A 12,399-nucleotide genomic window follows, 5' to 3' on the forward strand; every position below is an offset into this window, starting at 1 on the left:
CAAGATACACCCCCTTTAAGAAGAGGGCGCCAATATTAGTTAAGAGCTGAATGAGCCAATGAAGGTATCAATTTCGATCTCACCGTTTTTAAAGCACGCTTGAAGCTTGGTTTGGAACTCTTCGCCCATCTCTTCTTCGTGTTGTTCCTGCTTCTTGATACGAAGGACTAGAGTTTCATTACCTATCGTGCTCATGCGCAGTTCAAAGGTGCGTTCAGCCAAACCTAAGTAAGGCACACACGTGAACTTAAACACCGCAGGCATTGGGAACTCTTCCTTAGTGCGAACCGCAACAGACTCGTATTCAGATTGATGGTGGCTGAAGTCATCTACATTGGATTCACGCCCTGCTTTCGCTTCAAACTTCATGTTGCGAATAGCTGCAGACGCGACGGAGTTTTCGATAACTTCCCCAGTGGTGGAGAAGACCTGAACGAACTCGCTGTAGTCTTCTACCCACTCAGCCAGTTTCTTTTGACCAAGGCGTTCTTCGTTAATGTTTAGCATGGCGTTAAGTGCTGCAGTGCGGCGTAGAGTTAAGTTTGCTTGATGCTTACAGTGTCCAGGGAAGTTATGAGTACCAAGATCGAAAATAGTCACTGCAGCCATACGTTCAGCATTAATAAAGCACTGATTACCTTCGGTTTGGTACTCTTCGTGGTAACGCACAAACTCGTCGATATTTGCCGTCTTCATTGTGCCGCGGAAATAATTGCGGTTTGGCATGAACTTCTCCAAGTCATGCAAATCGAAGGATTCAGGTAGGGCGGCAACAGGGAATCCCGCTTTCTCTAACTGTTTTAAAAACTGCGGAGCATTCGCTGATTCTTGGATCTGTTGGATTGCTGATTTATCCATTTATCTATTCTCTCTTTGAGTGAGTTGCTGGTGGAGTGGGTTAGCTGCGTACTTCTCGCAGCATGCCTTCTTCAATAACGGCTTGGCCGTGAATATCTTCTTTTGGTCGGTCGTAGGTAAGTTTGCCGCCTTTGCCTACGTACGCGATTGAGGTGTATTGGAAGTCTTCTGACTTGGTACCGAATCCGGCTTTTGGCTCTTTTACCGACATGTTGACGGTGATTTCGACCATCTCGTTGTTGGTGCCCATAGGTTTAAGCTTTAGATCCATCTTCACGTTTCCCTGCTTATCGCTGTAGGACACAGCTCGGGCAACGTTAGATAACGCCAAACCGACGACATTGGAGACAACGCCGCCGTCCAATTCCTGCATCAGTTTTGGGAAGTTAGTAGTGCGGTCCTCAAGACTGAGGTTTCCTGCTTCTTGGTTAGACATGTGATTTCCTCGCTTCAGTAGTTAGTTAACCAACTGGAATGAGAATAATATTACATAATGGAATTTAATGGTCAATTACAAAATGGAATTATCGTGCGTAATTTACTCTAGGTGTAAAAAAACCGCCAGGATGGCGGTTTAGGAATTTGTCGATTTATATTATTTTAGTGCAGCTAGCTTTGACTTTCGCCAACGACCAAACCGTATTTGTTGGATACGAAATGAAGCGTTAGCATTAAAGGTAACCAGGCCAATAAGCAATGCTGATAACAGTCTCATGTTAAAGTCCTTTTCAACATAGAGGGCTTTATTCGTAGATTTTTAATCTGATTGACGATTACTTCTGCTTGCTTCTAGCAGTTCTTCATGTCGTTGCTTTTCGAGCTTTTCCCTTTCCATTCTAGAAAGCATCATTGACATAACAATCGACATGCCTAGTGCCACGACAAATCCAGCTATACCAAATAGAAACGAGAGGATAGCTACAATTCCAAGCATCACGAATGCGAGAAGAAGTTTTACTACGTTCATTACTGCTCCTTAAAAGAGTTTGAGTTTAGCGTCGATCACAACACCGATAATCTTACAGTTGCCATTGATTGGCAGAATCGGAAATGCTGGATTAAGAGCCTTTAAATACTTCTGGCCACTATCGACAATGAATTTTTTGAAAGTAGCTTCGTTTACGTCAGTGAGTTTTGCAACCACCAGCTTACCGTTCTCTGCGTCGACTTCAGTGTCCACCAGCACCATAGTCCCCTCAGGGAAGCTCACTCCTGTTGGTGATGTCATTGAATCACCTTGAACAGTCAACCAGAAGCATCGTTCACTGCAACGCTCTGTTGTAGGGTACCACTCGCTGATTTCTTCTATTGAATATGGCTCGATGGCTTCGTGCCATTGCCCTGCTTGAACTGAACTAAGGACAGGGAAGGACTTTTGGTAGGTAGGTTGTATATCGAGTTTCGTTACATTGGCAATGCTGTCATCTGGGTAGTCAATAAAACCTTCCGAATCAAGCGTCATATGAGTTAAGCCAACACACTTCATAATGGCAGCAACGTTCTCGATACTTGGCTCTCTGTTTTTGCTGAGCCAATGAGCTATCGCACTCTGAGATACTCCCATCATTTCTGCAAGAGCGTTCTGAGTGATTCCAACTTCTTTCATCCTAGCTTTTACTAGGTCATTCCAATTCATTTTCATAGTTAAAGATTATTACTCATTGTAATAACTAGATGAATATCCATATCGTAATATTTGTTGTTTAAATAAATTCCATAATGTAATATTTATTCTTGTTAAGGGGGCATTATGTCGAATTTAAAAGCTATTCGTGGTGAGCTAGGAGTTACACAACAAGCTCTTGCAAAAAAGGTAGGCGTATCCCAAAGCGCTGTTAATCATTATGAAAATGGGAATAGAACGGTTGATACCGTCCTTGGTTGGCGAATTGTGAACGCTTTGAATTCATTGGGGGCTGATTGCAAGTTCGAAGATGTATTCCCTGATCCGCAAGAAGATTGTGGAACAGAAGGGCAAGAAGTTAAACCACCAATCAAAGGAGCAAATGGTGAATAAGAAAGAGATGGTGAATAAAACCATTGCAGGCGTCACTGGTGGTAAAGAGGCGGTTGCTGCCGTTCTTGGTATGTCGATCGACAGTTTTAACAATCACCTATACGAGAAGAAGGGTTCTCGCTTTTTTAGTGTTGATGAGCTGGTGGAAATGGCTGAGCTAACCAACACCCCATACGTAGCAGAGTACTTTGCTAACCGTGTTAATTGCATGGTGGTAGAGCAACCTGATGTCGCAGAACTGGATACCGTGGATATGTTCGATTGCCATTTACACCTTAATGCAGTGAAAGGGCTCTTGGATAAAACCATTGAAGAAGCAAAAGCAGATGGTGTGTTTGATGCTCGCGAACGTGCGCTCATCGCCCAATTGAAAGCGGAATATCACGCAACTTTCGAAGCCTTCATGCTGAAGCTCGATGCGTTGTATGCGGAGGTTGTATGAAAACAGAAATATTCTGGCAAACCGTTTCACAGATGGCTGACATCACCTGCAGATCGGCAAAGCTAATGGTGGCGCAAGGCCAATCTTCAGAGGACTACGAACGTGAACAAGTTCAGCTGTTGAAAGCAAAGTGCGAGCGTCGATTACGAGTAATAAATGAGGAAGTGGCTTTAAACCGCGGCAACGGTCTAAAGCCGGGTTGTGATGATTCTTGCGAGGAACGATCACATCTCACTCAGTCACCAGCAAAGATCACGGAGGAGTGATGGAAAGAATAACACTCAATTATTCATTGTGGTACCACCAAAACCAGTTTTACAAGGTGGAGAAGGGGCAGAGCATCATTCTCACCCATGATGAATTAGCAGACTTGTTTGAAGCAAAGCGCATTTACGTAACTGCTGTTTATAAGGGGATGCTCCGTGGCTAAAGAACGTATCGAGCGAGATTTCTATCCAACACCTTCTTGGTGTGTGAAAGCCTTATTGGACTGCATCGAGTTTCGCGAGGGTGATGTTATCTCTGAGCCTTGCCGTGGTGATGGCCGTGTAACGAACGAGCTACCAGGTGGACACACTATCAAGTATGCGGAGCTGGCCGAAGGTATTGATTACCTAAACCCTAAAAAAGACATGTCTGCAGATGTGATCATTACTAATCCACCTTTTAGTTTGGCGTTGGAGTTTATCGCAACGGCTATGACCCGCGACCTACGGCATGACGGCACCATGTGCTTCTTGCTTCGCCTCTCTATGTTGGGCAGCAAAGGTCGTGCAGATTTCTGGCGTTCTTTCCCTTGGACAAACCTACTGATCCTAACACCGAGACCATGCTTTGTTCATGGTGGAAGCGATAACTCTGAGTATGCATGGATTTGTTGGGATAGAGGAAACCGTATTAAGCGCCCTGCGTTCTGGACGTTGAAGAAAGAAGAGGTGGAATAATGTCAGTTAAGGTAATGAGCTACGTTTGGGACATTCCGAGTTTTAAAGGTTCTGATAAGTTGGTGATGCTTTGCCTAGCTGACCATGCGGATGATAGCGGCCTTTGTTGGCCGTCTATCGATACCATTGCTCGTAAGTCTGGTGTTTCACCTACCACCGTTAAATCGACACTTAAGAAATTGGAAGCTGCCGGATGGTTATTCAAAAAGAACCAATTCAAAAAGGCGGATACAGGTCGCTTAGTCCGTTCGAATAATCAGTACCAGTTGCCTGTGATGCTTTTGAAGAAGAAAGCAGATGAACAGACAGATTTTGAACAGTCGAATTTCGTCTGTTCAAAAGTCGAACGTTCGAAACTCGAACAGACGAAACAACCAGAGGGGGTAGGTCAAATTCCGACTGGGGGTAGGTCGGAATCCGGCTATAAACCACCAATAGATCCACCAATAGAACCATCAAGTAAAGATCTTGCTCCAAGCGAACCGCTCGAAGCCGAACCAGCACTGTTTGAAATTCCTTTGAACAGGAAAGGGCTGTTTCATGGAGTAACTCAACCAGACATCGACCGCTATTCGGATTTGTTTGGTGCAGTGAATGTTCGTGCTGAGCTGAAAAAAATGATCGCTTGGTGCGATGCCAATCCTCGTAAGCGGAAAACCAAGCAGGGCATTGAGAAGTTTATTCAAGGTTGGCTTGGCAGAGAGCAAGACAAGGGGCGTTACCTGCCACCACAGCAAGGTGATTCCTCAGTGGCTACTCAGGACGAAGTAATCGTGATTCAGCGCGAAGTCGCTTTGCTAGAGAGCTCTATCAACTCAGAAAATCAGCGCATGTTGTACTTGATTGACGCTAAGCGACCTCAGCATGAAGTGGAACCATCAAAGCGAAAGATCGCAGATTTGTCGGCTAAGCGCAGAGAGTTACTGGAGCGTGTTGCGAACCTAGAGGCGGTGTAGGGGGGCGAGAATGGCAAGTAAAAAGGATTTGGTTGATGTAATGAAATCTCGTCGTCGGCTTTGGTCTCCGAGCGAGCTGTGTGATGAATTAGGTATTCACGTTTGTGACTTAGTTAGATTGGTTAAGGCGGCTCGCCGTTCTGGTGTGGATGTCCGGCATGAGAGTAGTGAACTGACGGGGTTCTCGAGTAAATACTGGTTAGCGGAGGGAGTCGAATGTTAAGTATCAGTACTCAAACAGAGATGACAATGAGTAGTCGAGAGATTGCGGAACTGACAGGTAAGCAGCACTCGCATGTTAAACGAGATATTGAACGAATGCTGGCTGAGTTGAACCATCCAAATTTGGAGGGTTCCCAATTTTGGCATAAAGGCAATCAGTACACCCAATATCACTTGAATCGTGAGCTCACGTTGACGTTGGTTTCTGGTTACAACATCAAGTTACGTCATTCCATTATCAAGCGGTGGGATGAGTTAGAAAGCGCAGGTAAACCATCTATACCGACAACGTATGCTGAAGCATTGCAGCTAGCCGCTAACCAAGCCAAGGAACTGGAAGAAAAGAACCAGGCATTAGCTATCGCAGCGCCAAAAGCAGAGTTTGCGGATGCTATTGCTGGAGCTGATAAAGGTGTGAAGCTTGGTCAGTTTGCTAAAACAGTAGGTTTGGGGCCTGTCACTATTTTCCGTGTACTTCGCGAGTTAAAGATCTTTATGAGCCGTGGTGACTCTTACAACTTGCCATATCAGGAGTTTGTAGAACGTGGTTACTTTACGGTGAAGCAGGGCACTTACGAAACAAACTCCCAAACTCGGATCAGCCACACGGCCTTGATTACTGGAAAGGGTGAAATCTGGCTGCGCAAAAAGCTGTTGGAAACAGGTCACCTTAAGGCGGTAGCAGCGTGAGTCAGTTAGAGATGTTGTTATTGCAACATATAAGAGCATTGAAGTTGGAAGTACCCGTGTCTGAGTATCGATTTCACGAGACACGCAGATGGCGCTTTGATTTTGCCTATCCCGATCAGCAGCTGGCTATCGAAGTAGAAGGTGGGACTTGGAGTAATGGTCGCCATAATCGAGCGAAAGGTTTTGAAGCAGATTGTGAGAAATACAACACGGCAGCATTGAGAGGTTGGACTGTTTTGCGTTTTACCGGAGATATGATTAAAAAGGGGTTAGCAATACAGATGATTGAGGAGGCACTACGTGATTAAGGTAGATATCGATATTGTGCCCACTCTTAACGCTGCGGTGATCGCGCTGACACCGAATACTCAATCGTTAAAGTCATTGCTGGTGGACGGTAAGATTGGTTTAGTGTCACCAGCACAGCAATTGGTGCCGGAAGAGAGGCAAGCCTTAAAGCCGACTGATTCGAGTCTCGTGGCGTTTTTCTCTCAGGAGGAAGTGCAAAGCAGAATTGGCCCAACGCATCAGTTTGTGGATTCAATCAACGAATGCCAGTTAAAGGACTCGGGTTACTGTGACCACAACTTGAAGACACGGAAAACAGGCGAAGGCGCGGTAAGGTTATGCTGGCATCATGATCTCCAAGGGGACAGTGACCCAAACCTTTACTTTCACATTGCTCGAATGAACAGTGTGGTTCACGGCCTGCAAGCTGTGTCTCGCCAGTTACATGGGTACCAAAAGCAGATTACAGATGTTGACCTCTGCTGGTGGGCGGTACGAAATGGTGTGTATGATCTGCTTCCTCAATCCGTTATAGATCGTCAGTTCAAACGGGAGACTGCGGCTAAGCGCGTAGGTATTAAGGGCAGCATTGATACGGATGCCAGGTATGTGGTTGAAAGCCAGCGAGAGCAACTAGATCGGTTAGCAAAGCCGGTTTTAAAGCTAGTCATAGATGACGATCCACCAGCGATGTACTTAAGAAAACCCAAGCCAATTAGATGGGAGAGTGAGAAGTATCTTTCATTCGTCCGTAAGTTACCCTGTCGCGTATGCGGAAAGACTGCAGGTATTGCTCATCATTTAATAGGTCATGGCGAAGGGAAAATGGGAAGTAAGGCTTCGGACATGTTTACCTTCCCGTTATGTAATGAACACCACCAAGAACTACACCGAGATATGAATTCCTGGGAGCGCCAACACGGCGATCAGCTTTGGCATGTGAAGGAGACGATTAACTTAGCGCTAGTGGTTGGGGCATTGGGGTGAGCAAAGAGAAATGAGTTAGAACTCAGTCTGCCAGACCCTAAACAAGGATACGATTAAAGCCGACCGTTGCCCCAAAACAATTCAGAGCAAAGTTCTTGCTCAATACTACGGCTTTGTTGCGTAATTCGACGCAACTAAATCAGGAAGTTACGACCTGATCGGCTACATCAGTTAATCATCGTAGCCTTATGCCCCAACCTCGTTACAAAACAACTAACTGGAAACAGTACAACAAAGTCCATTTTTTCTTTACAAAAACACTGTATGTATGTACAGTTCAAATGCTGTTTTTATATACAGTGTTTGTTGCAAGTCTAAACGTAATTGGTTTTAACTTTCTAGAACAACTTAACCCACAAAAATAAGGAATCAAAATGCTCGAAGAAGCTTTGAAAACCGCTAAAAATGACCTATCTGAAATTCAGCTCAATAAGGCGCATGAATTAAACAGTCGTATTGCCTTTGGTGCGCTGACTCAAGAAGTAGGCTTAAATGATCTGAAATACGATGATGTGATTGGTACTAGCTTTGCTGAAAAAGTAGAGATGGTGAAAGCTAAGAGTGCAGTTTCAGATAATGTATCCCCTGAAGAGGCGGAAGCAGAGTTTTTGCGCCTTATGGAGCTATTCCGTAAGATCGGGAATCGTAATATGTACGGCAACAACTGTACTGTATTTAGACCACCTTCAGGCTTTAGGTTTAACGATGAAGTAGCTAATACTTACTATCACATGTATGAGGGTGCTCTTAAGGCATCCGAAGCTTTGAGCCTTCTAGAAGCGTTTTTGAACGCTAGTTTAGAGTACGCAGTTGCCGGTGGTCCAAAGAGCATGCTTCGATGGATTCTCGAAGTTGGTCGTGCAATTGCCATGCAAGAAATTGAGAACCAAATTAAAGATCCAAATGATGTTCTGAATCCTACGCTAACTTACCTAGCAAATCAGTCATATCAAAGCCCGCTCACAACAGCATATATATTTGGTTAACAAACTAGGAAAAGGTTGGTGTGTTAACACCAACCTTTTTTTACATTTAACAGGCCTCATTCAAAAGTACCTTGTAGTATTTCGGTAAGAACAACTCACCTTTTTGCCATTCTAATTGAACGTGTTGGCATCGGCCTTGGTAAAGATAGTTACCGTCGACATAGATTGATTTGCCTTTATCAATCAGCTGATTAAGGAACACAGCTTCTTCGATTTTATCGTCCATTCTGATTTTTGTTTGCAAGTCTCTATCATCATCTATTGCTATCGTCAGAATCCGATTTTTGGCGCTGAACTCTACAGATCTAAGATTATTAATTTTGGCTTCATCGCCATTGGTGTAAAAGTAGAACGCTACTGCAATTAAACCCAGAATAACAAATATTTTCATTTCATCCCCATAAAAAATTCGTTGCATAATCAGCTATTTTAACACGATGTTTTAGAGAGAAAAATTAATTGAAACGGCAGTTTTGTTGGAGTTTTCAATAAAGAAAGATGTTTCAATGGTCTTAGTCGAGCAGGGAAGTTTCTTCACGTTAGGGCGTCTGACTCTAATGATCGTAAAGAGGTTGAGGTCGGGGCTGCTGAAGAGTACATGAAGGCAAACCAAATGGAGCCAGTAGAAGTTGCGGTATACGATGTGATTTTTCCTCTACCTACAGACAGCACAACACCACCAACAATGCTATGAATTAGTTCAAGTTATAAGGTACTAAATAACAAGTGGGCTGCATTAAATTAGCACAATCGGCAGAGGTATTTGAAAGATACGGCTAATACTACGCTGGTGGTAGGTGCGATTGGATCCCAACTAGAAGTATCTTGACAACGGGAGGTTATACACCATCAATATATTGAGACATATGAGTCGAGGCTTGTAGCCGATTTGGGGCTCCTGCAGTTAACACTAACGGTTGCTATGTATAGGGCTTAATTGCATGAACCGAGTTTTGTAATGTCCGCTACAGTACTTTGCTCAATGTCATTGTAAGTAATGTATACCGCACGATCCCTTTCATTTTGAGCGGCGAGCTTGAGTTGGTAAATCTTAAGTTCGCCATCATAAAGTAGGATGAAACATTTTCCATTTAGGTATGTTCCCTCCAGGTAGTGGTTTCTCGGAATGGTATAAACAACTTTGTATCCGTCATTATCGGAACATAGAGCAGACACATCCATTATCTTCAGCCTTCTTACATCTACAACGTTGCCCACTTCCATAAAGCAGCCAAAAGGAATGGTCTTCCAGTCACCCTTAGCCATCAACACCGATACTTTATCTTCGGTGCTGTTACACCCACATGGGCCATCAGGTCCAATGCGGTAGATACGGTGTCCTATTAAGCGTTGAATCGTTTTGTATATGCTTTAAATTCAGAATTGTTCTGTTCGTATATACAGTGTAATTCTATCTGGTTGTGTTTCCAAATCGGTAGAAGGAGTGCTTTGGGGCGATGAACTTCTTGTGATGTGAATCTCTGGGAACTAAGGCGTAGCAATCACCTGTGCTATATTAAGAAAGCCCAGACAAAGCTTTGGAGGTAGGAGCTAAATCTGAGAATAAATAATATAAGGCTGCTATTTAGCAGCCATTACTGGTCGAGAAAAATACATTTCCTTAATGGTATTATTAACCTCAGAGCTATAATCAAAAATGTATGTGGCACAAGGGAAGATTAAATATGGTGTTATTGCCAAAATACCAAATATATAAGGCCCCATTAAGTCAAAATACTCTCTATAGTGAGTGTAGCTATTAATCCTATAGTAGAACTCAATCGATAATAACTTCAGGTAATCCTTCAGTTTCCATTCATCTCGAAAGTCAGCCAAGCTGATGGTTTCTAACACTTCAACAATTTCTCGAGAGTCAGGATCATCTGGATGACCGCTGTGTGCCGTCCGTTCAGTGACATATCCAATCTTTCGTCTGAAAAAAGAATGTGTATGGTAAGAAGGAGACGCTAAAGAGGGCTCGTCTCCAACCCAGACATCAATTGCTTTCCCGATTAAACCCTCTATATTTTCATCATCGGTGTTTCTCTCATCAATGTGGTAATGAAAGACTTTTTTGTCCCCCAAAAAACGGTCAACCCAGAATTGCCTAAGTTGTTCATGATATTGCCTTGCATAGGCGAAATATCTAAACATCAAATAAATGATGGTTGCAACTAAAAGGTAATGTACCGCAGCTGTGTTTTTGACTTCTATTTTTGCTATTAGACCGTTGAACTCCTTAATCGTTGCTCCGGTCCAGTAAATAGCTATGAGTATTGATGAGGCAACAATCAACGAACGACGCTTAGATTGTAGTCCAACATCTTTATCTATTTTTTCGTGAAATTCAGTTAGTATTTTATTATCCATGTTCCTGAACTCTTATAAATAAGGCTCAACTTAGTTGAGCCTTTACTGTTATTTTCCGCAGTTACAAACAGGAATAGGGAAGACGCTACCTTTCTTAGGGTAGATGATCTTTCCGTCTTTAGTCGTTTTTGATCGTCTAAAGATAAGTTCGCAAGGGTTACCGCATTTAGAGCAAGTTGTTGAAGCAGCCATATTGGCCTCCAGATTATAATTAACTGAGTAATAGCCCCTAGCCTTGGGGTAGAGGCTAGGGTTATTTACTTATTGCAGTTATCGCAGTGAGGGATAACTAAGCAGCGTTTACCTTTTTTCGGATAGATCACTTTGCCATTTTTAGTCACATGACTGACAAAGCTCACCTCGCAAGGTTGCTTACACTTAGGGCAGTATCCGCTTTTCATAGCTTTACTCTCCGTAAGTTTTGAGAGATTCACCGCACCAACGTGTCTTGCGTTTTAAGGCAAAAAGTCTATAATCTGGGTTGTCAAACAAAGATTCGACTCGGTTAACTCTCGGGTTAGAATTATCCCTAGCTTCAGTTTGGTCGCTTGAGCTAAGGTGCCTAATTAGCCCTTTCCATGGTTAGTGGACAGGGCTTTTTACATATAGAAATCAAAAGAAAGCTGTTCTGTTTGATATCCCATACTCTTTAAAATTACTTCTGCAAAACTGTCTGCTTGCCATTCAGCATCTTCTTCTTTAACTGCTGGCTCATTTGAGTAATGAAGCACTGGTCGATGCCCAAGAAAGAGATGGCCCATTTCATGTAACATTACTGCCAGAGCGTCACGTTCGCCAATACAAGCATTTTCGTAAATCGATTGAGGGACGCATATTGTCGCTTTGCTAGGGTCACAATGGCCCTTAGTAACAAAGAGCCAATCTTCGTCAGCAATGACGTTTACAATAACTCCTAACTTAAATAGCGATTCAAACACTTCATCCAAACTGCGTTTATTTCGCTTGTTAAATCCTAACGCTTTCCCTACGTTATTCGCGACGTTACAAATATGACTGAGAGTCAACGGTTGCACTCTGTTTCCTCTCAGTCGATACGTTTCTGGCATACATTACTCTCCATGATGCTTGTTAATTTCTTCTAGAAAAGCCGCAAACTTTTTCAATTCATCGGGAGTAAACGGTGAATGAGCAAATCCTGCGACAAGCATTTGTTGCTGTTGAGAAAGTCCGCTAAGCGAAACACTTTCATTAGCTACATCAGCCAATTGGCTTAGGTTAGGAATAGGATGGCCTTTCGATTCAAAAAAAGCCTCAATTTTCTTAACCCAGTCTTTTGAAATCTTTTTACTACCAGTCTCTAAGCCACTCAGAAAAGCTGCCGACGTCTCTAGCTCTTGAGACATGGTTTTAAGTGTATAACCTACATCTATACGTGCTTTGCGGACTGTCTTGCCAAATTCTGTAAGTGCCATTTTGCTACCTCCTGAGCCCTCTGTAAGTGTGTATGTGGGGGCTTCGATAAGAATATAACTCTAACGGTTACTCAATTCAACTAAAAAGGTTAAATTAATTCTAGTTTTAGTTAATCTAGTTTGTCAACAGTAGTTCTGATAATTTATACAAGCTGTGTTTATCTACAGGTATAATCTGACTCACCAGTCTATGCGAGGACATCTAA

General features: G+C 43.2%; 20 protein-coding genes. 11 read left to right on the forward strand and 9 right to left on the reverse strand.

Features of this window, described 5'->3' with window-relative positions; genetic code table 11:
- Positions 1-39: 39 nt before the first annotated feature.
- From R7O12_RS14160 to R7O12_RS14175, 4 genes are all read right to left on the reverse strand, one after another.
- Positions 40-858: a DUF2303 family protein gene (locus R7O12_RS14160; protein ID WP_238830435.1), complete on the reverse strand. Its 819-nt coding sequence runs from the start codon at positions 856-858 to the stop codon at positions 40-42.
- 40 nt (positions 859-898) lie between these two features.
- Positions 899-1,294 (reverse strand): hypothetical protein, encoded by a 396-nt coding sequence (locus R7O12_RS14165; RefSeq protein WP_172563576.1) that lies wholly within the window; start codon positions 1,292-1,294, stop codon positions 899-901.
- 321 nt (positions 1,295-1,615) lie between these two features.
- Positions 1,616-1,825 (reverse strand): hypothetical protein, encoded by a 210-nt coding sequence (locus R7O12_RS14170; protein ID WP_172563577.1) that lies wholly within the window; start codon positions 1,823-1,825, stop codon positions 1,616-1,618.
- A gap of 9 nt (positions 1,826-1,834) precedes the next feature.
- Entirely contained in the window at positions 1,835-2,500 is a 666-nt protein-coding gene (locus tag R7O12_RS14175) for a LexA family protein (protein WP_031778939.1), read from the reverse strand.
- Positions 2,501-2,608: 108 nt separating this feature from the next.
- Here R7O12_RS14175 and R7O12_RS14180 point away from each other — a divergent pair, with 108 nt between their 5' ends.
- The 11 genes from R7O12_RS14180 to R7O12_RS14230 all read left to right on the forward strand — a co-directional run bounded on the left by R7O12_RS14180 (position 2,609) and on the right by R7O12_RS14230 (position 8,390).
- Positions 2,609-2,875 (forward strand): helix-turn-helix transcriptional regulator, encoded by a 267-nt coding sequence (locus tag R7O12_RS14180; protein ID WP_172563578.1) that lies wholly within the window; start codon positions 2,609-2,611, stop codon positions 2,873-2,875.
- Positions 2,865-3,317 carry a YmfL family putative regulatory protein gene (locus tag R7O12_RS14185; RefSeq protein WP_025501770.1) on the forward strand — a complete coding sequence of 151 codons (453 nt, stop codon included), beginning with the start codon at positions 2,865-2,867 and terminating at the stop codon, positions 3,315-3,317. Before R7O12_RS14180 ends, R7O12_RS14185 begins: the two co-directional genes overlap by 11 nt.
- Positions 3,314-3,583 carry a hypothetical protein gene (locus tag R7O12_RS14190; protein ID WP_140319056.1) on the forward strand — a complete coding sequence of 90 codons (270 nt, stop codon included), beginning with the start codon at positions 3,314-3,316 and terminating at the stop codon, positions 3,581-3,583. The genes R7O12_RS14185 and R7O12_RS14190 overlap by 4 nt, the downstream gene beginning before the upstream one ends.
- On the forward strand, positions 3,583-3,747 hold the full coding sequence (locus R7O12_RS14195; protein ID WP_171343079.1) for a hypothetical protein: 165 nt from the start codon (positions 3,583-3,585) through the stop codon (positions 3,745-3,747). Before R7O12_RS14190 ends, R7O12_RS14195 begins: the two co-directional genes overlap by 1 nt.
- Positions 3,740-4,261 carry a DNA methyltransferase gene (locus R7O12_RS14200; RefSeq protein WP_140144393.1) on the forward strand — a complete coding sequence of 174 codons (522 nt, stop codon included), beginning with the start codon at positions 3,740-3,742 and terminating at the stop codon, positions 4,259-4,261. The genes R7O12_RS14195 and R7O12_RS14200 overlap by 8 nt, the downstream gene beginning before the upstream one ends.
- Positions 4,261-5,217 carry a helix-turn-helix domain-containing protein gene (locus R7O12_RS14205; protein ID WP_318126030.1) on the forward strand — a complete coding sequence of 319 codons (957 nt, stop codon included), beginning with the start codon at positions 4,261-4,263 and terminating at the stop codon, positions 5,215-5,217. Before R7O12_RS14200 ends, R7O12_RS14205 begins: the two co-directional genes overlap by 1 nt.
- 10 nt (positions 5,218-5,227) lie before the next feature.
- Complete coding sequence (locus tag R7O12_RS14210) at positions 5,228-5,440, forward strand: hypothetical protein (protein ID WP_005376941.1); 213 nt, start codon at positions 5,228-5,230, stop codon at positions 5,438-5,440.
- Complete coding sequence (locus tag R7O12_RS14215; protein WP_318126031.1) at positions 5,434-6,129, forward strand: phage antirepressor KilAC domain-containing protein; 696 nt, start codon at positions 5,434-5,436, stop codon at positions 6,127-6,129. The genes R7O12_RS14210 and R7O12_RS14215 overlap by 7 nt, the downstream gene beginning before the upstream one ends.
- The gene (locus R7O12_RS14220) at positions 6,126-6,437 is read left to right on the forward strand and encodes an endonuclease domain-containing protein (protein ID WP_318126033.1); all 312 of its coding nucleotides are present in this window, start codon (positions 6,126-6,128) and stop codon (positions 6,435-6,437) included. Before R7O12_RS14215 ends, R7O12_RS14220 begins: the two co-directional genes overlap by 4 nt.
- A complete protein-coding gene (locus R7O12_RS14225; protein WP_318126035.1) occupies positions 6,430-7,404 on the forward strand; it encodes a DUF968 domain-containing protein in 975 nt (324 codons plus the stop codon). The genes R7O12_RS14220 and R7O12_RS14225 overlap by 8 nt, the downstream gene beginning before the upstream one ends.
- A gap of 374 nt (positions 7,405-7,778) precedes the next feature.
- A complete protein-coding gene (locus R7O12_RS14230) occupies positions 7,779-8,390 on the forward strand; it encodes a hypothetical protein (protein ID WP_140319049.1) in 612 nt (203 codons plus the stop codon).
- Positions 8,391-8,436: 46 nt separating this feature from the next.
- On the opposite strand, the gene R7O12_RS14235 is transcribed toward R7O12_RS14230, so the two are convergent.
- The 5 genes from R7O12_RS14235 to R7O12_RS14255 all read right to left on the reverse strand — a co-directional run bounded on the left by R7O12_RS14235 (position 8,437) and on the right by R7O12_RS14255 (position 12,193).
- Positions 8,437-8,781 carry a hypothetical protein gene (locus R7O12_RS14235; RefSeq protein WP_258640337.1) on the reverse strand — a complete coding sequence of 115 codons (345 nt, stop codon included), beginning with the start codon at positions 8,779-8,781 and terminating at the stop codon, positions 8,437-8,439.
- Positions 8,782-9,323: 542 nt separating this feature from the next.
- Positions 9,324-9,656 carry a hypothetical protein gene (locus tag R7O12_RS14240; RefSeq protein WP_257967633.1) on the reverse strand — a complete coding sequence of 111 codons (333 nt, stop codon included), beginning with the start codon at positions 9,654-9,656 and terminating at the stop codon, positions 9,324-9,326.
- Positions 9,657-9,971: 315 nt separating this feature from the next.
- A complete protein-coding gene (locus R7O12_RS14245; protein ID WP_140319047.1) occupies positions 9,972-10,760 on the reverse strand; it encodes a hypothetical protein in 789 nt (262 codons plus the stop codon).
- 599 nt (positions 10,761-11,359) lie between these two features.
- Positions 11,360-11,794: a hypothetical protein gene (locus tag R7O12_RS14250; protein WP_262682425.1), complete on the reverse strand. Its 435-nt coding sequence runs from the start codon at positions 11,792-11,794 to the stop codon at positions 11,360-11,362.
- A 36-nt stretch (positions 11,795-11,830) separates the two neighbouring features.
- Entirely contained in the window at positions 11,831-12,193 is a 363-nt protein-coding gene (locus R7O12_RS14255) for a helix-turn-helix transcriptional regulator (protein ID WP_258490937.1), read from the reverse strand.
- Between the last annotated feature and the right edge of the window lie 206 nt (positions 12,194-12,399).

It is taken from the genome of Vibrio sp. Vb1574, assembly GCF_033338675.1.

What these genes read in the sequence shown, in the direction of transcription:
- R7O12_RS14170 (WP_172563577.1), bottom strand. Translation starts at nt 1,825, where the DNA reads ATGAACGTAGTAAAACTTCTTCTCGCATTCGTGATGCTTGGAATTGTA.
- R7O12_RS14165 (WP_172563576.1), bottom strand. Translation starts at nt 1,294, where the DNA reads ATGTCTAACCAAGAAGCAGGAAACCTCAGTCTTGAGGACCGCACTACT.
- R7O12_RS14180 (WP_172563578.1), top strand. Translation starts at nt 2,609, where the DNA reads ATGTCGAATTTAAAAGCTATTCGTGGTGAGCTAGGAGTTACACAACAA.
- R7O12_RS14185 (WP_025501770.1), top strand. Translation starts at nt 2,865, where the DNA reads ATGGTGAATAAGAAAGAGATGGTGAATAAAACCATTGCAGGCGTCACT.
- R7O12_RS14175 (WP_031778939.1), bottom strand. Translation starts at nt 2,500, where the DNA reads ATGAAAATGAATTGGAATGACCTAGTAAAAGCTAGGATGAAAGAAGTT.
- R7O12_RS14190 (WP_140319056.1), top strand. Translation starts at nt 3,314, where the DNA reads ATGAAAACAGAAATATTCTGGCAAACCGTTTCACAGATGGCTGACATC.
- R7O12_RS14160 (WP_238830435.1), bottom strand. Translation starts at nt 858, where the DNA reads ATGGATAAATCAGCAATCCAACAGATCCAAGAATCAGCGAATGCTCCG.
- R7O12_RS14210 (WP_005376941.1), top strand. Translation starts at nt 5,228, where the DNA reads ATGGCAAGTAAAAAGGATTTGGTTGATGTAATGAAATCTCGTCGTCGG.
- R7O12_RS14255 (WP_258490937.1), bottom strand. Translation starts at nt 12,193, where the DNA reads ATGGCACTTACAGAATTTGGCAAGACAGTCCGCAAAGCACGTATAGAT.
- R7O12_RS14215 (WP_318126031.1), top strand. Translation starts at nt 5,434, where the DNA reads ATGTTAAGTATCAGTACTCAAACAGAGATGACAATGAGTAGTCGAGAG.
- R7O12_RS14245 (WP_140319047.1), bottom strand. Translation starts at nt 10,760, where the DNA reads ATGGATAATAAAATACTAACTGAATTTCACGAAAAAATAGATAAAGAT.
- R7O12_RS14205 (WP_318126030.1), top strand. Translation starts at nt 4,261, where the DNA reads ATGTCAGTTAAGGTAATGAGCTACGTTTGGGACATTCCGAGTTTTAAA.
- R7O12_RS14230 (WP_140319049.1), top strand. Translation starts at nt 7,779, where the DNA reads ATGCTCGAAGAAGCTTTGAAAACCGCTAAAAATGACCTATCTGAAATT.
- R7O12_RS14195 (WP_171343079.1), top strand. Translation starts at nt 3,583, where the DNA reads ATGGAAAGAATAACACTCAATTATTCATTGTGGTACCACCAAAACCAG.
- R7O12_RS14235 (WP_258640337.1), bottom strand. Translation starts at nt 8,781, where the DNA reads ATGAAAATATTTGTTATTCTGGGTTTAATTGCAGTAGCGTTCTACTTT.
- R7O12_RS14240 (WP_257967633.1), bottom strand. Translation starts at nt 9,656, where the DNA reads ATGGCTAAGGGTGACTGGAAGACCATTCCTTTTGGCTGCTTTATGGAA.